The sequence below is a fragment of the Chitinophaga polysaccharea genome (assembly GCF_902150045.1).
In the GTDB taxonomy this organism is placed as follows: Bacteria; Bacteroidota; Bacteroidia; order Chitinophagales; family Chitinophagaceae; genus Chitinophaga; species Chitinophaga polysaccharea_A.
The window spans coordinates 2,527,386-2,547,822 of record NZ_CABFVU010000001.1; the positions used below are offsets into that span (position 1 = coordinate 2,527,386).

The following is a 20,437-nucleotide window of genomic DNA, read 5'->3' on the forward strand; positions in this document are numbered from 1 at the left end:
GCTTTCCTTTTTTATTTTTTTCCGCTTACATTTACATATTGTTTCCAAACATTATGCGTAGATTATTTGCACTACTGATCGTGGCCCTGATGGGGGCATTTAGCCTGCAGGCGCAGGGGTACCAGATTTCAGTAAAGCTGAAAAACTTCACCGGCGGGAAATTTTTCCTGGCGCATTACATGGGCAGGTCCACCTACCTGGCCGACTCTGCAGATGTAAGCCCGGCAGGAGAGGTGGTGCTGAAAGGCAGGGAGAAGCTGTTACCTGGTATTTATCTGCTGGTATTGCCCGGTAAACAGCAGTATATAGAAACCCTGATAGATAAACAACAGGTTTTCAGTGTAGCTATCGACACCAGCGATCTAGTTAATAAAACGGTGTATAAAGGCAGCCCTGACAATGAAGGATTCCTGGCCTACAACAAATTCCTGTTCAAACAGGAAACATTGAGCCGGAGTATCCAGCAGCAGCTGCAAACAGCCCGTACGGCGGCAGATTCCGCAAAAGTGCAACCACTGCAGCAGGAACTGGGAAAAAAGATCCAGGAATTCAGAACAGGCTTTATTGCGGAGCATCCCGGTAATATCCTCAGTACCATTTTCCTGGCCATGAAGGAGCCTGTAGTACCGCCGCAGCCGGCAGGAGCGGATTCCCTGTTTGCTTATCACTATTTTAAAAGTCATTACTGGGATGAGGTGGACCTGGAAAGCGACCGTCTGGTGAGAACGCCTATCCTGGAAGGCAAGCTGAAAAAGTATTTCACGCAACTGGTCCCCGTGCACCCGGATTCTATTATTGTTGACTGCGATGCCATGATTGCCCGCACCCGCAAAAGCAAAGAGGTTTTTAAGTTTGTGCTTTGGTGGCTTACCTATAACTATGAAAGCTCGCCCTACATGGGAATGGACGCGGTTTTTGTACATCTTGTGGAGAAATATTATGTACCGGGAGAAGCTCACTGGCTGAACGACGAGCAGCTCAATAAAATTGTGGACAGGGCATACACTATGGCGCCCAACCTGATTGGACGTCAGGCCGCCCCGCTACAGTTTAAAGATACCGCAGCCCGGCCGCTTTCCCTTTATAAAACGCCCGCCAGGTTTACCGTGCTTGTTTTCTGGGACCCTACCTGCGGACATTGCAAAACAGAGATCCCGCGCCTCGACTCCGCCTGGAACGCCAGCTGGAAGAGTAGGGGCGTAGCTATGATTGGAGTTAAAACAGAGGGCACCAGGGAGGAATGGCTGCAGTTTATTAAGGAACATCATCTCAAAGGCTGGATACATGGCTCAGATCCGGAGGCCGAAACAAACTACCGTCGGCTTTATGATGTTTACAGCACACCGATGGTTTATTTGCTGGACGAAAAGAAAAAGATAGTTGCAAAAAGATTGGGTGTAGAGCAATTGCAGGAGTTTTTGGACAGGGTTGCCCCAAAAGATTCAGCGGCCAGGATGTAGAAATAGGAGTGTAGAATGTAGAATATGTGCCTCGATTAATATTGATAATCAGTCAGTTAATTAGGTTTAACATTCCTTTGGCATAGTCTTTGGCTTTAGGGTTAGCAAACTATAAAACCAAACATTATGAAGAAGATCTTATTATCATTCACAGCGTTAACCTTTTCTATTGCGGCTATGTCTCAGGCAAGAGTTGGGATTAAGGCCGGCTGGAATCTCTCCAACATCACCTATGATAACTCCGGAAATACAAAAGACAGTCGTTCATTATCCGGTTTTAATGTGGGTGCCATTGCAGATTTACCCTTAGTTCCCAGAATTTTGTCTTTCCAGCCCGGGGTGTTTTATACAACCAAAGGTACCAAACTGGAAACCGGGGATAAGAACAATTCTACCGTGAACCCTTACGCCAAGTACACCATAAACCCGTCTTACATTGAGATTCCGCTGAACTTCGTGGCTAAGTTGCCAATAGGACAAAGCTCCAGTCTCTTTGCCGGTGCGGGTCCTTACTTTGCATTTGGCGTAGCTGGTAAGCAGAAGTACGAAACCACTATTGCCGGTGTACATGCCAGTGGTTCAGAAAGCATCAAGTGGGATGATGATACCCCGTTTAACAATGATCCGAACACAGCGTATAACAAAATGAAACGTTTCGACTGGGGTGGTAACGTGCAGATTGGTGCGGAGCTCAGTAACTTCCTGATTTCTGCGCAATATGGGATAGGTTTTGCCAAGGTGAACTCTGGTGAAGACAATAGTACAGACGATAAGAGTAAAAACCGTGTGTTCAGTGTATCAGTCGGTTATTTATTCGGAGGAAAATAACTGTGAATGTGAAACAAACAATTACAGGATTAAATTGTAATAACTGCAAGCAAGCAAAAAACAGGTTTATTCATTAGTTGGCAATCAAAAAAATCAGGAAAGCGATACCGGACCTGTGGGTATCGCTTTCCTCAATCATTCAAATTACATCACACATGAAAAAGGTATTATTATCTGCAGCCGCATTACTGGTAGCAAGTCTTTCTTTTGGCCAGGCTAAATGGGGTATTGTTGCAGGACCTCAGTTTTCGAGCATTACTGCCAAAAATGCTGTTTTAAACAGTGGGAAGGAAACCAGCTCTCTCCTCACGGGTATCAGGGCTGGGGTTACAGTGGATATCCCGCTGGCGGATGAATTTTATATCGGAACAGGATTACTTTATTCGGGCAAAGGAGGCAAAGACAAGGATACAGATGTGAAAACCACATTGTCGTACCTGGAATTGCCGGTTCATTTTATGTTTAAACCTGAAGTGGGTACAGGCAAACTGGTGTTATCTGCAGGTCCTTACCTGGCTTATGGTTTAGGAGGAAAAATTAAAGACACCGGTTTGGGTGATTTAGATGTATATGATGATGAAGCCACTGTACTGAAACAAAAGAGGTTTGATGCCGGATTAGGAATCAATGTAGGTTACGAAATGCCGATGGGACTGTATTTTGGCCTTAATACCGGCCTTGGCCTGGTAAATACTGCTGATAATACAGACAATGACCGTAGCTTTAAAAATACCTCATTCGGAGTGTCGATAGGCTATAAATTTGGCGGCAGATAACCCGGGCTTCAAGTGAACTTTTTATTAACCATCCGGAATTCCCGGGTGGTTTTTTATTTTTATGAAAACCTTTGCTTATTTTCGTTCTTAAGTAACCGACTGAGCATTAGACCTTTTCCCCAAAGTAAGTAATGTCGATTTGATATTAATAATCCTTTTAGTACCGAACCACTAATGAAAATTTTTACACTCCTTTTTGTAACATTTTTTTTTGTTACAATAACTTCACATGCACAGGTTAGTTTAGGTATTCGCGGCGGCTATATCAACACCGGGCTGGAGTCGTCCGGGAATGGTTTTGCGCCGGCTACCAAACGTATAAACAGCTGGAGGGTAGGTTTATATACAAATATACCCTTGTTTAAAAACGGCTACCTGCAACCCGGCGTCAGCTATATAGAAAAAGGTGCGGGACTGAATTATGCTGTTTCCCATCCCCTTAACCTGTTTGCTTCGGGTACCACAAAATTGAAATTAAAGTACCTGGAATTGCCGGTTCATCTGGTATACAAAGTACCGGTAGGCTTTGGAAAGCTGCTGGTTGGCGCCGGCCCGTATGCTGCTTATTGTGTACGTGGCGATTACAGTGTATCCGCTTATACCACTGAAACAAAACTGGTGCAATCCGGCTCCAAGCAGGTGGACTTTAAAGCTTCCCCCAATATTTTTGGTACAAACATAGATCTGCAACGCTGGGATGCAGGGCTGAATTTTATAGCAGGAGTGGAATTGAACTGTTGTCTTACTTTGAGTGGGCAGTATGGATATGGCATGGTAGATATAGACAGGGCACAGGATAATGATTATAAAAACAGGTATTGGGGCATCAGCCTCGGTTTTTTCTTTGACAGGGAGGACTGGTAAAGGGAACGGTTTTTGTCAACAGGATTGGTTTTATTAAAAAAAAGCATGAGAAAAAATATTCTGATTGTTGTAACCCTGCTGTCTGTTCAAATAGCAACAGCACAAATAAGATTTGGATTGAAGGCCGGCTTTAGCGGCGCCACTGTGAAACTGACAGACCCTGTTGATGTTCCGGACCGGAACGAATTTATGCTGCCTGCATTCCACGCAGGTGTTTTAGCAGACATTCCCCTGGCCAAATGGTTTGCAGTACAACCCGCATTGTTTTACAGCGTTGCCGGGTACAGAACCCGTCCGCAGGCGGAAACGGGTAACTGGTACTATATAACCAAGTTCAGGTACAACTACCTGGAACTGCCTGTTAATTTCCTGTTTAAGAAAACACTGGGTCCGGGTAAGATAGTAGCGGGGTTTGGTCCGGCGCTGGCTTATGGTATTGGCGGAAAGGCTACTTATATCGACAATGGTACTAAAGAAAAAACGGAAAGGATAAAGTTCGACGGTGAAGCGGTTACCGGGGATACAAAGGAGCTTCATGCCAACCCTGTGGATGTTTCTGCCAACTTCCTGGTTGGCTATGAGTTTACGCCAGGGTTTCTGCTTACCGCGGGTTACTCCTTAGGTTTCATAAATGTAACCACGCGCGATAATTCAGAAGCACTGAACCGCAGCTTCCGTATTTCTTTCGGGTATTTGTTTCCCAGGAATTAATCTCATTCCAACCGGACTTTCCAGAAGACTGCCTCCTATGGCAGTCTTTTTTATTTTTTTTAAAAGATCATAGGGGTCATTTCTGTTTGCCGCGTCTTATTAGCGAAAGATGCCATCGGAAGATGGCCTCGATCATTGGACAGTTATAATTAAAAGTGTGACAGTTATAGGGATATGCCACTACGTATCTACGTGATGGCATTTTTTTTATATGAAAGACAGCAAAAAAGGGAAAGACTTTTGTCCTTCCCTTCTGCTTTTATAAGGAGCTAGGATAAACTACATAATTGCTTCTACAGCCTGGCGCACTACTTTAGGTTTACCCAGGGTATAATAATGGAGCACCGGCACGCCGAAAGCTTTCAGTTCTTTTGACTGTGCAATGAGCCATTCTGTGCCCACCAGCTCCACATCCTTGTCTGTTTTGCATTTCATGATCTCTGTGGACAAATCCGTAGGAAGGTCTACATGAAAAATACGCGGCAGCATGGTCATTTGCTTCCTGGAGGTTATTGGCTTCAATCCCGGGATAATGGGCACTGTGATCCCCATTTCACGGCACTTGTTTACAAAGTCAAAGAACTTCTGGTTGTCGAAGAACATCTGTGTAACAATATAATCGGCCCCGTTCTCCACCTTGCGTTTCAGGTGTGCGAGGTCCGTTTGCATATTGGGTGCTTCAAAGTGTTTTTCCGGGTAGCCGGCTACGCCGATACAAAAATTGGTTTTTACACCGCTTTGCAGATCGTCTTCCAGGTAAACACCGTTATTCATATGGGCCACCTGGTCCAGCAATTCAATGGCATAGCTGTGCCCGTGCGGATCAGGTTCAAAGAAAGTTTCATTTTTAGGGGCGTCTCCACGTAAAACCAGTACATTATCTATCCCCAGGAAATTAAGGTCTATCAGCGCATTTTCTGTTTCTTCCCGGCTAAAACCGCCGCAAATGAGGTGTGGAACCGCATCTACGTTGTAATGGTTCATAATGGCGGCGCAAATGCCTACTGTACCGGGGCGTTTGCGGATTTCCACCTTTTCAAAGGATCCGTCTGCCTTTTTCTTGAACATATGTTCACTGCGATGGTAGGTCACATTAATGAACGCAGGCTTGAATTCCATCAGCGGATCCAGGTGATCATAGATAGACTCAATACTCTTTCCTTTAAGCGGAGGGAGGATTTCAAAAGAAATCAGGGTGTCTTTGGCCTTGGCAATATGTTCAGTTACTTTCATAAAGTTATAAGCTTTGCGGACGGCGGCTGGATTATAGAGCCAGCCTTCCTGCTAAAATTACGCCGGCAAAAATAAGATATCCCCTTATCATTATCAGATCATTTTTAATCTTAGGATAACTATAACTAGGCTAACTGGATGAATTGTTTATTTTTGCTAAGTTTGATCATATGGCATTAAGAATACATACAGACCAGCTGGTAAAGCGTTACGGCAACAGAACGGTGGTAAACCATGTATCTGTGGAAGTGTCCCAGGGGGAGATTGTAGGGCTGCTGGGCCCTAACGGAGCGGGTAAAACCACCTCCTTCTACATGGTAGTAGGCCTTATTAAGCCCGATGAAGGCAATGTGTACCTGGATGGCCAGAACATTACCAAGCTGCCGATGTACAAACGGGCGCAGATGGGTATTGGCTATTTGCCCCAGGAGGCGTCCGTATTCCGGAAACTGAGCGTGGAAGACAATATTGCTGCTGTACTGGAAATGACAAAATTGAAGAAGGCAGAGCAGAAAGACAAACTGGAAAGCCTTCTGTCGGAGTTCCGGCTTACCCATGTACGTAAAAGCCCCGGGGATGTATTGAGCGGAGGGGAACGCCGCCGTACAGAAATTGCCAGGGCACTTGCCGTAGATCCTAAATTTATCTTGCTGGATGAGCCTTTTGCCGGTATAGACCCTATTGCCGTAGAAGATATCCAGGGGATCGTAGCCAAACTGAAATACAAAAATATAGGCATCCTGATCACAGACCATAACGTACAGGAAACATTGTCCATTACTGACCGGGCTTATTTATTGTTTGAAGGTAAAATCCTGAAATCAGGATCAGCCGAAGAGCTGGCTGCCGATGAACAGGTAAGAAAAGTGTATCTTGGCCAGAATTTTATTCTTCGCCGTAAAGATTACCTGGACGAAGCAGCTAAACAATAAAAATAATTCTACAGCATCCTATATGAGAATTTTAAGTCCTGCAATATCACAACTGGCAAGATTGCGAATGGGGCGTATTGCGTATTTTATGCAGTATCCCGTGCAGGTGCAGCAGCAGGTATTCCAAAACCTTATCAGTGCGGCCCAGTATACCGAATTCGGTAAGCAGTACGGCTTTTCAAAGATTTATAAGATAGACGAGTATAAACAGCAGGTGCCTATTCATACCTATGATACCATCAAGCCATATATACAACGCACGATGGAGGGCCAGCAGAATGTACTCTGGAATACGCCTATCAAATGGTTTGCAAAATCCAGTGGTACCACGGCAGATAAAAGCAAATTTATCCCCGTTACGGTAGAAAGCCTGGATGAATGCCACTACCGCTCCGGCAGGGATGTTATCTCCCTTTATTACAATAATTTCCCGGACTCTGACGTATTTACAGGGAAATCCCTGGTTATAGGCGGCAGCCACCAGGTGAATAAGCTCTCGGAAAACAGTGATTCCTATTTCGGCGATCTGAGCGCTGTAATGCTCCAGAATATGCCGTTTTACGGCAATATGATCCGCACACCAGATCTGGAAATAGCGCTGATGGACGAATGGGAAGAGAAAATAGAACGGATGGCCAACGCCGTGATCCATGAAAATGTTACCTCTATTGCAGGGGTACCTACCTGGACCATTGTGCTGATCAAACGGATTTTTGAGCTCACCGGCACAGATAACCTGGCCGATGTATGGCCCAACCTGGAGCTTTATATGCATGGCGGTGTAAGCTTCACCCCTTACCGCGAACAGTTTAAAAAGCTGATACGCAATCCTTTAATGCATTACCAGGAAACCTACAACGCATCCGAAGGCTTCTTTGCTGCCCAGGACGTAATAGGAGAAGAAGGGCTACTCCTGTTTCTCAACCACGGCATCTTCTATGAGTTCATGCCAATGGAAGAGCTGAATAAAGAAAATCCGCAAACCCTGCAATTACAGGAAGTGGAACTGGGAAAAAACTATGCGTTGGTCATCAGCACCAATGGCGGCTTATGGCGCTATATGGTAGGAGATACCATACAGTTTACTTCCCTGATCCCTTACCGCATTAAGATCAGCGGCAGAACAAAGTCTTTTATTAATGCTTTCGGGGAAGAAGTGATCGTGGAAAATTCAGATACTGCTATAGCCAAAGCCTGCGAGGCTACAGGCGCCGTGGTAAATGATTATACCGCAGCTCCCGTTTATTTCAGCGATCATGGTAACGGCGGACATGAATGGCTGATTGAATTTGAAGTGGCGCCGGATGACCTGAACCGCTTTGTTTCAGTGCTGGACAGCACACTGAAATCCATCAATTCAGACTATGAGGCCAAAAGATACAAGGATATTGCCTTGCATATGCCGGTAATGCATGTAATGCCACAGGGAACCTTTTGCGAGTTCCTGAAAAGCAAAGGCAAGCTGGGTGGGCAACATAAAGTGCCCCGGCTGAACAACGACCGTAAATACCTGGAAGAAATCCAGCAATTTGCGGCAAATCATATGAATGCTTAAAACCTATCAACTATAACATGAAATTACTGGAGAACAAAGTAGCCATAGTAACAGGCGCCAGCCGTGGTATCGGGGAAGCAATTGCTTTGAAATTTGCAGCACAGGGAGCAGATGTAGCATTTACATATGTTAGCTCCGATGAAAAAGCCCAGACACTGGAAGCAAAGCTCATTGCTCTGGGAGTAAAGGCAAAAGCTTATAAATCCAATGCAGGCGTGTATGAGGAAACGGAATCGCTGGTGGCAGATGTATTGAAAGAATTCGGTAAAATTGATATTTGTGTGAATAATGCAGGTATCTCAAAAGATAACCTGCTGCTGCGTATGAGCCCTGATCAGTGGGATGATGTAATGAATATCAACCTGAAGAGCGTGTATAACATGACCAAACAGGTAATACGCCCTATGATGAAGGCTAAGAGCGGCAGTATCATTAATATGAGCTCCGTGATCGGTATCATGGGCAATGCCGGACAAAGCAGTTATGCAGCTTCTAAAGCAGGCATCATTGGGTTCACCAAATCTATTGCACAGGAGCTGGGTAGCCGAAATATCCGCTGTAATGCAGTGGCGCCAGGCTTTGTAGAAACAGATATGACCAGCTACCTCAAAGAAGGAGAGGGCGCGGCCAATTATATTGCCCAGATTCCACTGGCCCGCTTCGGTTCACCGGAAGATATTGCCAATGTTTGCCTGTTCCTGGCTTCCGATATGAGCAGCTATGTAACAGGGCAAACCATCAGCACCTGTGGCGGTTTGTGTATGTAATTCAATAAGTTAAAGATGTTAAAACGCGGGTCATGGACCAGTCATGGTCGGAAGAAATACCTTCCGACCATTTTTTATGTTTTAAAGCACAGATCAGGGTTTCCGCCAGATTTGACAATAATTTGAGTAATTGCCAGATCCCTGACTTCCATGGCCAGTCGTCTTTTGGCTGTTTTATAACCTAACTCGTTGCCTTTTTTGTACATCAATACCATCATCGCAACAATCAGAGTCATATACAGCATGACCTGGATTCCATTCCTGTTTAATGAAACCAGGTGGCTAACGTTCAGCTCCTGTTTTAAAAACCGGAAGAATACTTCTATGTCCCACCGCCTCCTATAAGCTTGTGCTATATCCCTGGCAGATAGTTCAAAGTCATTGGTTATAAACCAGTATTCCTTGCCATCTTTTTTATTTTTTATAATTACAAGGCGAAAATGAGTATCTACCAGGTACTGTTTGCGATGTTTATTGCCACGTTTATTATCCACCAAAAGACCTGCGTACAATTTCACCCTACAATCTTTTAGAAGATTGGACTGACCTAAATCGGTCTCTTGTTTCTCAGTAATAAAAGATTCAAGTTCTACAAACTTTCTATTCTCTTTTGCCCTGCAAATAAAGGTTACCTGGTCGACACTGAAGGCCTTCATTGTCCGGGCTGATTGCAGTCCTCTGTCCAGTACATAAATATTCTGATGGTTAACTTCTTTTTTTACATGCTCCATTATCACTTCTGGCATGGCAATATCTTCACTACCATAAACGGGGGTAGTAAATACACTGAAGTGGCATGGCAAAACCCCATCAAATGCAACGCTATACTTAACCGATTTCTTCCCGGTTTGATTGTCCATTCCTTCCATGAGTTTACCAACAGATTCACTGACCATGGAGCTATCAACACGGATTAAATTACACTGTTCTCTTTCAGTTGGGGTATACATCTGAGCGAACCGATCATAAATGCATTCGTATATCTGCTTAAAGTAATCCGGGGCTATTTTAGACAACCTTTCTGAAATAGAACTTCTGCGGACTTTTTCATCTTCATCAAGATTAAAAAGCGTCTTAAAAATACTATCATTAAAGGTGTCCTCTAATGTTCGTTGGCTAAGCTTTTCATTTTCCAGAATTCCATACATCAACAAATAAAACATCTTTTTGCCATGGAGAATTTTTGCATAATGATCAACTTTTGTGGTAGCAGATAAATTAGCTATAAGTTCTTCTGGAATGAATCCAAGCAACTGTTTAATGCCTATTTTATGATCTTTAAACCTTGTCATATTTTAAATGAAAAATCAATCACTAAAATATGCCTATATAAATACAATTAATTGATTGTCAATATATTGTTGAGAAATTACGAGAAATATTAAAAAAAAATGGTCGGAAGGTATTTCTTCCGACCATGACTGGTCATGGACCCGCGTTTTTTTATTGAACCTACTTTACGTATCTTTTCACCACAGTGAACAATCTCGTGGATGAAGGAACATTTTGGAGGAAGTAAGTAAAAATATTAACAGGAAACAACGTCAGCTACCAGCTTTTGAATCATTATTCAAGGAGTACTATGCCGCGCTCTGTACATTTGCCTTTGATTTTGTAAACAGACATGAACTGGCAGAAGAAATTGTACAGGACACTTTCCTGAAGATATGGGAAAAGTATACGGAGCTCGACATACAGGTATCTGAAAAAGCATACCTGTATCGCGCTGTTCAGAATAACTGTCTTAATTATATCAAACAGAATAAAGTCCGCACACAATACGGCAGTGAACAGCTTCAGCAACTTGAATCCCGCATTTCCCTTTTCAGTATAACCTCGGCTCATTCGCCGGCAGCAAAGCTGGAGCAATCAGAGCTTGAGCTGATAGCAGAGAAAGCTATCCGTAAATTACCTCCCCAATGCCAGGACGTGTTCCGGCTTAGCCGATTTGAAGAATTGAGCTATCCCGAAATTTCCCGCCGCCTGGGCATTTCCATTAACACCGTAAAAACCCAGATGACCCGCGCCCTGCAAAGGTTGCGCGATGAATTACTTCCCCTTTTGAAACAGGATTTAAAATAAATTGAATTTTTTTTCCGGGCTTGTCACCCTGAAGGGGATTGAATATTGTCTTACTACTTGTTTTCTATATGATGGGGTCTAATTATACACAGGAGCAGGCAGATGACCTGATCGCACGTTTTTTGTCCGGCAATATTTCCACGGAGGAGCAGGTGGCGCTGATACACTGGATCAATGCCAGTGAGGAGAACCAGGCTTATTTCCTGGAGCTCAGGGATGCATGGCAGGCAACAGCACAGGAAGGGAATTACGATGCCAATGCCGCCTGGGATCGTTTACAGCCGGGGGCAGCGCCGTTGTCCATCAACAAGTGGAGATACTATTTCCGCGTGGCTGCCTCCTATACATTACCCTTTTTAATTGGCGGCGGCCTTGTATATGCCTGGGCCTCCGGCAAAAAAGACAGCAACAGCGATGCGCTGGTAACGGTGACCAGCCCGAAAGGGGCTACCACCAAAATTGAATTGTCTGATGGCACAGAAGTATGGCTGAATGCAGGGAGTAAGTTGCAATATGCACAGTCGTATAACCTTCGCGGCCGGGAAGTAAAACTGGAAGGAGAAGCTTTCTTTAAAGTGCATACCAATGCACAGAAACCATTTACAGTAAAAGCTTCTGATCTGAGGATACTCGCGCTGGGCACATCTTTCAACGTAAAAGCATACCCGGAGGATAAAACGGTGGTAACCACGCTGGTAGACGGGGAAGTGAAGATAGACGGTAGCAAAACCACTACGCCTTTCGGACTAATGATGAAACCACATCAACATGTTGTGTATAAAAAACCATCGTCAGCAAACAACAGTGAACAACTGAAAACGCCTGTATCCGGGGGAGACAGCTCCACAGCTGCTCCTGTAGAAAGCAGGGAAGTGAACAATACAGAAATATATACCGCCTGGAAAGATGGCAACTGGATAGTGGCCGCCCAAACGATGGATGAACTGGCGGTAACAATGGAACGCCGGTTTAATGTGAAGGTGGTGTTTAAAGAAGAGGAACTGAAGGAATACAGTTTCAGTGGCACTTTCCACCAGGAAACACTGGAGCAGGTACTGAACATCTTAAAACTCACAGCGCCACTGAAATACCAGATAGACAGAGGTGTAGTTACCCTAGCGCTGGATGAAGAACTGAAAGAAAAATATAACAAAGCATTTAAGAGCCGGTAATAGCCCGGGCGTAGAAAAACCATCATTCAATCACCTGTAAAACCAATTTACATGCCCGGTATGAAGGACTAAAAAAATTGGGGTAATGCGACTTACCCCAATCAACGAAAATCACTGAATGGTGGGCTGCCTTTGCGACGGGCAGCCACCGTAATTATTCGTTTAACTAAAATCTATACAAGTTTATGAAATCCACTGCAAACCTGGGGGCTTTTTTATGTCCCGGGCGAAAATTTTTGCTCATGATGAAATTGACAGGTCTGCTGATTTTCGGAGGTTTTTTACAGGTATCCGCTAATGCTTACGCGCAGGATAAAATAAAAGAACTGCATGCTGAAAACAAGAGCGTGAAAGAAGTATTTAAACTCATCGAAAACAGCAGCAATTATCGCTTCTTCTATAACGAGAACTTTACTGATCTGAATAGAGCGGTGACCATTGATGTGAAAGATAAAAAGATCAATGAAGTACTCAGGGAACTCTTCAACAACTCCAATGTTACTTACCGCGTGCTGGAAAATAACCTGGTAGTAATTACCCCTGCAGGCATGGCACAGGTAAAAGTAACGGGATATGTAACAGATGCTGCTACCAAAGACCCGTTGCCGGGAGTAACAGTGACGGTAGAAGGCACCAGCACCGGCGCCGTAACCGATGCTACCGGTAAGTTCAACATCCAGGCGCCTTCTGAAAACAGTGTGCTGGTATTTTCCTATATCGGCTACCTGCAACAGAAAGTGGCATTAGGAGGCCGCTCTGAGCTCAATGTTAAGCTGGAAGCAGATACCAAGAAACTGGAAGAAGTAGTGGTAATGGGATATACTACCACTACCACCAAAAATCTTACAGGAGCAGCGCAGGCTGTAAGCGGCGCAAAACTGAAAGACGTAACTGCCAGCAGTATGGATAAAATGCTGCAGGGTAAAGTGAGCGGTGTATTTGTAGGTAATACCTCCGGTGATCCGGCTTCTGCCCCTGTGATCCGTATCCGTGGTAATGGAACCCTTACTGCAGGCAACTCCCCGCTGGTAGTGGTAGACGGTATCATCGGCGGGTTACCCAACCCCAGCGATATTGAAAGCGTTACCATCCTGAAAGATGCCGCCGCTACCACACTGTATGGCGCCCGCGCTGCGAACGGCGTAATGGTGATCACCACCAAAAGAGGTAAAGCCGGTAAAACACAGGTGAACTTCCGCACCAACGTAGGAACTGCCCAGCTCAACACCGGTCATTTCCACCTGATGAACGGAACTGAACTGTACGATTTGCAGAAAGCTGCAGGAGCTACGCTGGATCCATCTCTCCGGAATATCAATACCAACTGGCAGAAACTCGCCTTCCAGAATGCAACCAACCAGAATTACGAACTGTCTACCAGCGGTGGTAATGAAAAAACAAAGTTCTATCTCGGTGGAAACTATTATAAAGAAGACGGTATCCTGAAAGGCACCGGGATAGAGCGTTTCAGCGCCCGCCTCAACCTGGACCATAACATCTCCGATAAATTCCGCATCAGCGCCAACTTCGCCGGAACACAAACTTCCGATCACGATAATTCAAATAGCTCACTGTACCAATACTACACGAATTTACCTTGGGACAAGGCATACGACGACCAGGGCAAACCGATAAACCCGCTTACAGCCGCCACCTGGTACGGCAGGGATATGACCAATTTCCTGTACGACCAACAGTACAACTATATTAAAAACAAAAGGCAGTCGCTCGAAGCACTGGTAAAACTGGAGTATGATATCACAAAATGGTTGTCGTTCAGCTCTACCAACCGTGCGCAGTATTACCACCACAACCAGGAAAGCAACGGTGATGTGCGCACTTCTTCAGGAACCGACGACCGCGGAAACCTTTACAATTATTACCAGGATTCTGCCAGTTACATCAGTTCCAACCTGTTGAAAGCCAGGTACACTATTAATAAGGTGCATAACATCGACGGATTGGTGGGCGCCGAATTCCAGCAAGCCAATCTGAATGATATCAATGCAAAAGGAAAAGGTGTATTACAGGGAGTCGAGGTATTGGATGGTACTTCTTCTCCGATGTCTATAGGCGGAACAAAAATATCCCGTGCTTTTAATTCCTATTTTGTACAGGCAAATTATAACTACAACTATAAATACTACTTCACTTCTTCCTTCAGAAGGGATGGATCTTCAAAGTTCGGCGCCAACCAGCAGTATGGTAACTTCTATGCTTTTGGTGCATCATGGGCGGCATCTGAAGAAAATTTTATCAAGCAGATAAAAGCCATCACCAACCTGAAAATAAGAGCCAGCTACGGTACTACCGGTAATGCTGAAATAGGCGACTACGCAGCTATCGGGGCATATGCTATCAACACCCAGTATAATGGTTTTCCCGGTGCTTACCAGAGTGTGTATAATGTACCAAACCTCTCCTGGGAAAAAGCCTACAATACCAACTTTGGTATTGACCTGGGATTGTTTAACCGGATTAACCTGACAATAGAATTATATCAGAAGGATAACAAAGATCTCCTGTTCAATGTACCATTGCCTGCTACCGCCGGCTACAGTTATATTTCACAGAATGTTGGATCTGTGCGTAACAAAGGGCTTGAAATCAACCTGAGTACAGATAACCTGGTAGGCGCATTCAAATGGAGCACTGATTTTAATATCGGCTTCAATAAAAACAGGGTTACTGAACTGTATACCGGGAAGAGCCAGATCGTAGACCCGATCAGTGGCTACTTCATCCTGCAACAGGGCCGGGATATGCGTAGTTTTTATATGCGCAAATGGGCCGGTGTAGATCCTGCAAATGGGGATCCGCTGTGGGAAAAACTCATTACCGATGCCAATGGTGATGTAACCGGCAAAACCACTACTAACAACTATAACGATGCTTCCCTGCAGATAGTTGGTTCTGCCACTCCCAAATTTTTCGGGGGCATGCGTAATACTTTCTCCTATAAAAACTTCCAGCTGAGCGCCTTCCTGTCTTTTGTTTCGGGTAATGATGTGTACAACAGTACCCGTGAGCTGATGGATAATGACGGCGCATATTATACCTATAACATGATGCAGCTGGATAAAGACTGGAGCCGTTGGGAGAAACCGGGCGATGTTGCTACCCATCCAAAGTATACGATCAAAGGAAATAAGAACTCACACAAACCATCTTCCCGTTTCCTGGAAGACGGCAGCTACCTGCGTTTGAGAAACGTAAACCTGAGCTATGCACTGCCAAAAGCCTGGCTGGACCGCGCGCATATTGGAAGCGCCAGGATTTCTGTTGGCGGTGATAACCTGTGGACATTAACCAAATTCTCCGGGCTGGATCCCGAAGTAGATGACCGTGGTATCAACTACATCAAGTATCCATCCAGCACCAAATGGTTTGCAGGACTTGAAATTAATTTTTAACAGGAGCTAAAAAGAAATGATCATGAAACACATGTCAAAATATTTTGCAGGGCTGCTGCTGTTATCGGTGGCAACTTCCTGCTCGCTGAAGAAAGACCCGTACAGCGCTGTTCCGGATGATAATATCCTGAAAGATGAATCTAAATGGCCGGCGGCTACTATAGGTAATTATGCCTTACTGAAAGAAGAGAATTTTACGCGTAACTATTTCCAGATGGGAGAATTCCCAAGCGACGATGTAGCACTGAGCGGCGCTACCACCGATGCACTTTTCTATTCTTATACTTACGGTCACCTTACCAACCAGGCCAATGCGCTGCAGATATGGCAGGCAGGATATAAAGCAATCAATGGTTGCAACAAACTGCTGGAAGTGATGCCGGAAGGGAAATCAGATGCAGTGAATAAGATGATCGGGGAAAACCTGTTCATCCGCGCCTTTGTACATTTCAGCCTGGTAAGGTCTTTCGGCCGGCCCTATACACAAAGCCCCGAAACAAACCTGGGCGTACCGGTGGTTACAAAATTTGATATAACTGCTATGCCTAAACGTAGCACCGTAAAAGATGTATATGCGCAGATAATAGCAGATCTGAAAAAAGGAAAAGACCTGATGGATAACTCCAATACCAACAGCTATGCTACCAAATATGGAGCTATGGCTTTACTGGCAAGGGTATATCTTTATATGGGAAGAAATGATTCTGCCCGTATTTATGCCGACTCCGTGATCACTTCAGGGCAATATACCCTGGTGAATACTTCCGATCTTCCCGGTTACTACACCAAAACCAACGAAAGCAACAAGGAAACAATTTTTGCTATTCATCATACCCTGCAGGACGACCGTACCTGGGCCTCTATTGGCTCTATGTATTATATGTCGCCGGGTGGTATGGGCTATGGTGAAATGTATGCTTCACAGTCGTACCTCGACCTGCTGCACAAATATCCCGGCGATGTCCGTAATTCCTTTGTGCAGGCGGTTTTCCTGAAAGGCGCCGATGGCAGGGATTCCGTAAATGCCGGCGGACAGAAAGTAATGGCTTCCCGTAATGGAGTCCCTAAATGGTATGTGCTGAAATATTCCAACCAGGATAACGTGCCTACGCTCAGCTCACCGGTAGTACTGCGCCTGGCTGAAATGTACCTGATCCGCGCAGAAGCCAATGCGAAGCTGAACAACAACGCCGCCGCCATCGATGATGTGAACACTATCCGAAAAAGGGCGGGCTTAAACGGTGCCGCACTGTTCTCTGTGTCTGACCTGCACGGCTATGCTTCCGTACTGGATGTGGTGCTGGATGAGCGTCGCCTGGAACTGGCCTTTGAAACACACCGTGTATTTGACCTGTTCCGCAACAACCGGAATGTATACCGTAACTACCCGGGTGTACAAACCAACCCGCAAACAGTTTCTTATACAAATGCAAGGGTGGTACACTTTATTCCTGAGCAGGAAATATTGCTCGATCCTAATCTGGTGCAAAACCCGCTTCAATAAAGTTATCCTGCAAAAGCTCCGTTCAGCGGGGCTTTTGCATTTATAAAATATTCCGGAAAAGATACACCAACAGTAGTAAATTTATAATGGTGAACATCTAAAATCTTTTTATCCTTCATGTATCAGACAAACCACGTTTCCCGCAACTTCAGGAGAGGATTGCTGCTGGCAGGATTTACTTTCAGCTTTCTCACTACGGCGCTCGCCCAGGAACTGAAGTATACCAATGGAAATAATAACTGGAATGCCGACTCGCTCGGTAACCACCGTGCTGTAGTTACTTTTAACGGCAGCGGTTCCGTAGCCCGGGTAGTAATACCCTGGCGTCGCCGCGATGAACACCCCGAATTGAAACGCATTATTATAGAGGATACAAAAACGAAGCAAAAGATTACCAATGTAAAAGTACTGATACTGAACCGCGAGCGTGGAGATATCTGCTTTGAGCCCACCTCGGGGAAAGGCGACTACTATATTTACTACCTGCCTTCTAAAAATGAAGGCCGCGATAATTACCCGAAAGGCGTATACCTGGCGCCGGAGCAAACAGCTGATAATAACTGGCTGCAATCCATCCACGCAGGCATAAAGCCCAACACTATCGTGAAGCAGCTGGAAGCCATCGACAGCTTCAATACTTTCTACCCCATGGAAGTAATTGCTACGGAAGCGGAGCGGAAACAGCTGTTGCTGAAGCATCCCGGAGGAGGGTATATGTTGTTCCCGGAAGACAGGCAGTTCCCCATTAAAATGACGGACGACCTGCCACAGCGCTGGATAAAGAAAGGGCCTTCCCAGTCGTTTTCCGGTACCGCCGACAAAGGAGAATACTACGCATTTCAGCTCGGCATTTATGCCCGCCGCGAAATGAAAGATGTACAGATTTCCTTTGCAGACCTGAAAACAGCCACTGGGCAAGCTATTCCTGCGGCCCAACTCAACTGTATTAATACCACTGGTACCACCTACGATGCAAAACCTTTTTCTGCCAAAGTGGATATTCCCCCGGGGAAAGTACAGGCCATGTGGTGCGGGATAGATGTGCCGGAAAATGCTGCAGCAGGCATTTATAAAGGGATAGCTACCATCAGGGCGGAAGGGATGCCCGCTATGCCGGTAAGGATTGCCCTAACAGTAACGAATAAACGGGCTGTGAACAGTGGCTTTAATGAGCCATGGAAACAAACCCGCCTGAAATGGCTGAACTCCACGCTGGCACAGGACGATGCCGTGATTGCGCCGTATACCCCGCTGGAACTGAAAGACAGCGTAATCAGTTTACTGGGCCGTAAAGTAGGCATTAACAAAGATGGTTTCCCTGCCCAGATCCAGACGTTCTTTACCCCTGAAATGACCTCGCTGTCCACACAGCCTAAAAATATTTTTACGGAGCCGGTACATTTTCATTTCATTGAAGCCGCCACAGGTAAGGATCTTCACTGGCAAAGCAATGGCTGGCAGATCACGCAGAAGGCGCCGGGCAAAATCAGCTGGAAAGCATTGAACACTACCACCGGTTTGGAAATGGAAGTAACCGCCACACTTGAATTTGATGGCTTTCTCGATTACACCGTGAAAGTAACTGCACAGGAAGAGGTAGCCCTGAAGGATATCACCATGCACCTGCCATTCGATAAGGGGGCAGCAAAGTATATGATGGGCCTCAACCAGAAAGGCGGTGTGCGACCGGAAAAGATCGACTGGAAATGGGATGTAAAAAACAAGAACCAGGACGGCGCGTGGATTGGCGATGTGAATGCCGGTATCCAGTTTAACCTGCGTGATGAGAACTATGTGCGCCCGCTGAATACAAATTTTTATCTCCAAAAACCTTTGCTGCTGCCGCTTTCCTGGGGTAATGGAGATAAAGGCGGTATCACCATAGGAGAAAAAGGAAAATCAATACTGGTAAATAGCTACAGTGGTGAAAGAACCTTGCATAAAGGAGAGGTATTGTATTATAATTTCCATCTGATCATCACGCCTTTCCATCCCATTAACACGGATTTCCAATGGTCCACCCGTTTTTATCACAGGTACAATAACCTCGACAGTATCAAGGCTACCGGCGCTACTGTGGTCAACATTCATCACGGCAATGATATTAATCCATGGATCAATTATCCGTTCATTGAATGGAAAGCGATGAAGGATTATATTACGGAAGCGCATCAGCGGGGATTGAAAGTAAAGATCTATAACACGGTAAGAGAGCTTTCCAACCATGCCTGGGAAACTTTCCCGTTGCGTAGTTTGGGGCATGAGGTATACAGCCCGGGTAAAGGTGGCGGCTTCTCCTGGCTGCAGGAACATGTAGGTAAAGATTATATCGCTGCATGGTTTGTACCGGAGTTTAAAGACGCAGCTATCATCAATAGCGGTATGAACCGCTGGCATAACTACTATGTGGAAGGTATGAACTGGCTGGTACAGAACGTGGGTATAGACGGTATTTACCTGGATGATGTGGCGTTTGACAGGGTTACCATGAAGCGGGTGAAACGTGTGCTGACAAAGGATAACCACCCGGGGATCATTGACCTTCACTCGGCTAACCAGTATAATAAATCTGATGGATTTATTAACAGCGCGGTGCTCTATATGGAGCATTTCCCTTACCTGAACCGGCTTTGGTTTGGTGAGTATTTCGACTATGAAAAGAATGACCCGGCTTTCTTCCTCACGGAAGTAAGCGGTATCCCATTTGGCCTGATGGGCGAAATGCTCCAGGATGGCGGTAACCAGTGGCGGGGCATGGTGTATGGTATGACTAACCGCATGCCGTGGACCGCTACCTCAGATCCACGCCCAATCTGGAAAGTGTGGGACGATTTCGGAATGCAGGGAACAAAGATGATTGGCTACTGGGTGGAAAACAATCCGGTTAAAACCAGCAATCCCCTGGTTCCGGCCACTATTTACCGGAAGGATGGGGCGGTGCTGGTATCCCTTGCCAGCTGGGCGCCGGAAAACACTACTGTTAAACTTACAATCAACTGGAAAGCCCTGGGCATCGACTCTGCGAGGGCAGTAATAACGGCTCCGGATATACGGAACTTCCAACAGGGGCAGGTATTCGGCAAAAACGCCGATATCCCTGTAGAGAAGAATAAGGGCTGGCTGCTGATAATAAAGTAGCT

Annotated in this window: 15 protein-coding genes; 13 read left to right on the top strand and 2 right to left on the bottom strand. The window is 45.4% G+C overall.

From position 1 onward, the window contains the following. Positions 1 to 53 precede the first annotated feature (53 nt). The 5 genes from FN124_RS10295 to FN124_RS10315 all read left to right on the top strand — a co-directional run bounded on the left by FN124_RS10295 (position 54) and on the right by FN124_RS10315 (position 4,639). Complete coding sequence (locus FN124_RS10295) at positions 54 to 1,460, top strand: TlpA family protein disulfide reductase (RefSeq protein WP_185937151.1); 1,407 nt, start codon at positions 54 to 56, stop codon at positions 1,458 to 1,460. Between the two features lie 126 nt (positions 1,461 to 1,586). After that, on the top strand, positions 1,587 to 2,288 hold the full coding sequence (locus tag FN124_RS10300; RefSeq protein WP_142684643.1) for a porin family protein: 702 nt from the start codon (positions 1,587 to 1,589) through the stop codon (positions 2,286 to 2,288). A gap of 155 nt (positions 2,289 to 2,443) precedes the next feature. After that, a complete protein-coding gene (locus FN124_RS10305) occupies positions 2,444 to 3,064 on the top strand; it encodes a porin family protein (RefSeq protein WP_142684644.1) in 621 nt (206 codons plus the stop codon). Between the two features lie 174 nt (positions 3,065 to 3,238). Further along, positions 3,239 to 3,928: an outer membrane beta-barrel protein gene (locus FN124_RS10310; RefSeq protein ID WP_142684645.1), complete on the top strand. Its 690-nt coding sequence runs from the start codon at positions 3,239 to 3,241 to the stop codon at positions 3,926 to 3,928. Positions 3,929 to 3,973: 45 nt separating this feature from the next. After that, complete coding sequence (locus tag FN124_RS10315) at positions 3,974 to 4,639, top strand: porin family protein (RefSeq protein ID WP_142684646.1); 666 nt, start codon at positions 3,974 to 3,976, stop codon at positions 4,637 to 4,639. 279 nt (positions 4,640 to 4,918) lie between these two features. Here FN124_RS10315 and metF read toward each other — a convergent pair whose 3' ends face one another. Next, positions 4,919 to 5,872 (bottom strand): methylenetetrahydrofolate reductase [NAD(P)H], encoded by a 954-nt coding sequence (metF, locus tag FN124_RS10320; protein WP_142684647.1) that lies wholly within the window; start codon positions 5,870 to 5,872, stop codon positions 4,919 to 4,921. 170 nt (positions 5,873 to 6,042) lie between these two features. Here metF and lptB point away from each other — a divergent pair, with 170 nt between their 5' ends. The 3 genes from lptB to fabG are packed head-to-tail and all read left to right on the top strand — an operon-like array spanning position 6,043 to position 9,126. Next, positions 6,043 to 6,804: an LPS export ABC transporter ATP-binding protein gene (lptB, locus tag FN124_RS10325; RefSeq protein ID WP_142684648.1), complete on the top strand. Its 762-nt coding sequence runs from the start codon at positions 6,043 to 6,045 to the stop codon at positions 6,802 to 6,804. Positions 6,805 to 6,826: 22 nt separating this feature from the next. Further along, entirely contained in the window at positions 6,827 to 8,359 is a 1,533-nt protein-coding gene (locus FN124_RS10330; protein WP_142684649.1) for a GH3 auxin-responsive promoter family protein, read from the top strand. A 17-nt stretch (positions 8,360 to 8,376) separates the two neighbouring features. After that, positions 8,377 to 9,126, top strand: coding sequence for a 3-oxoacyl-[acyl-carrier-protein] reductase (gene fabG, locus FN124_RS10335; protein WP_142684650.1), 750 nt, complete (start codon positions 8,377 to 8,379; stop codon positions 9,124 to 9,126). A 74-nt stretch (positions 9,127 to 9,200) separates the two neighbouring features. Here the strand turns inward: fabG and FN124_RS10340 are convergent, their stop codons facing one another. Then, positions 9,201 to 10,418 (bottom strand): IS4 family transposase, encoded by a 1,218-nt coding sequence (locus FN124_RS10340; RefSeq protein WP_142684651.1) that lies wholly within the window; start codon positions 10,416 to 10,418, stop codon positions 9,201 to 9,203. Positions 10,419 to 10,632: 214 nt separating this feature from the next. Here FN124_RS10340 and FN124_RS10345 point away from each other — a divergent pair, with 214 nt between their 5' ends. The 5 genes from FN124_RS10345 to FN124_RS10365 all read left to right on the top strand — a co-directional run bounded on the left by FN124_RS10345 (position 10,633) and on the right by FN124_RS10365 (position 20,435). Beyond that, the gene (locus FN124_RS10345; protein WP_221887751.1) at positions 10,633 to 11,208 is read left to right on the top strand and encodes an RNA polymerase sigma-70 factor; all 576 of its coding nucleotides are present in this window, start codon (positions 10,633 to 10,635) and stop codon (positions 11,206 to 11,208) included. A gap of 68 nt (positions 11,209 to 11,276) precedes the next feature. Further along, complete coding sequence (locus FN124_RS10350) at positions 11,277 to 12,380, top strand: FecR family protein (protein ID WP_142684653.1); 1,104 nt, start codon at positions 11,277 to 11,279, stop codon at positions 12,378 to 12,380. A gap of 242 nt (positions 12,381 to 12,622) precedes the next feature. Then, entirely contained in the window at positions 12,623 to 15,793 is a 3,171-nt protein-coding gene (locus FN124_RS10355) for a TonB-dependent receptor (RefSeq protein WP_185937152.1), read from the top strand. 22 nt (positions 15,794 to 15,815) lie between these two features. After that, the gene (locus FN124_RS10360) at positions 15,816 to 17,297 is read left to right on the top strand and encodes a RagB/SusD family nutrient uptake outer membrane protein (RefSeq protein WP_142684655.1); all 1,482 of its coding nucleotides are present in this window, start codon (positions 15,816 to 15,818) and stop codon (positions 17,295 to 17,297) included. A gap of 117 nt (positions 17,298 to 17,414) precedes the next feature. Further along, entirely contained in the window at positions 17,415 to 20,435 is a 3,021-nt protein-coding gene (locus FN124_RS10365) for a glycoside hydrolase domain-containing protein (RefSeq protein ID WP_221887752.1), read from the top strand. Positions 20,436 to 20,437 lie beyond the last annotated feature (2 nt).

Excerpts from the sequence above, each read along its gene's own strand:
- FN124_RS10295 (WP_185937151.1), top strand. The coding sequence starts at position 54 with ATGCGTAGATTATTTGCACTACTGATCGTGGCCCTGATGGGGGCATTT.
- FN124_RS10300 (WP_142684643.1), top strand. The coding sequence starts at position 1,587 with ATGAAGAAGATCTTATTATCATTCACAGCGTTAACCTTTTCTATTGCG.
- FN124_RS10305 (WP_142684644.1), top strand. The coding sequence starts at position 2,444 with ATGAAAAAGGTATTATTATCTGCAGCCGCATTACTGGTAGCAAGTCTT.
- FN124_RS10310 (WP_142684645.1), top strand. The coding sequence starts at position 3,239 with ATGAAAATTTTTACACTCCTTTTTGTAACATTTTTTTTTGTTACAATA.
- FN124_RS10315 (WP_142684646.1), top strand. The coding sequence starts at position 3,974 with ATGAGAAAAAATATTCTGATTGTTGTAACCCTGCTGTCTGTTCAAATA.
- metF (WP_142684647.1), bottom strand. The coding sequence starts at position 5,872 with ATGAAAGTAACTGAACATATTGCCAAGGCCAAAGACACCCTGATTTCT.
- lptB (WP_142684648.1), top strand. The coding sequence starts at position 6,043 with ATGGCATTAAGAATACATACAGACCAGCTGGTAAAGCGTTACGGCAAC.
- FN124_RS10330 (WP_142684649.1), top strand. The coding sequence starts at position 6,827 with ATGAGAATTTTAAGTCCTGCAATATCACAACTGGCAAGATTGCGAATG.
- fabG (WP_142684650.1), top strand. The coding sequence starts at position 8,377 with ATGAAATTACTGGAGAACAAAGTAGCCATAGTAACAGGCGCCAGCCGT.
- FN124_RS10340 (WP_142684651.1), bottom strand. The coding sequence starts at position 10,418 with ATGACAAGGTTTAAAGATCATAAAATAGGCATTAAACAGTTGCTTGGA.
- FN124_RS10350 (WP_142684653.1), top strand. The coding sequence starts at position 11,277 with ATGATGGGGTCTAATTATACACAGGAGCAGGCAGATGACCTGATCGCA.
- FN124_RS10355 (WP_185937152.1), top strand. The coding sequence starts at position 12,623 with ATGATGAAATTGACAGGTCTGCTGATTTTCGGAGGTTTTTTACAGGTA.
- FN124_RS10360 (WP_142684655.1), top strand. The coding sequence starts at position 15,816 with ATGAAACACATGTCAAAATATTTTGCAGGGCTGCTGCTGTTATCGGTG.
- FN124_RS10365 (WP_221887752.1), top strand. The coding sequence starts at position 17,415 with ATGTATCAGACAAACCACGTTTCCCGCAACTTCAGGAGAGGATTGCTG.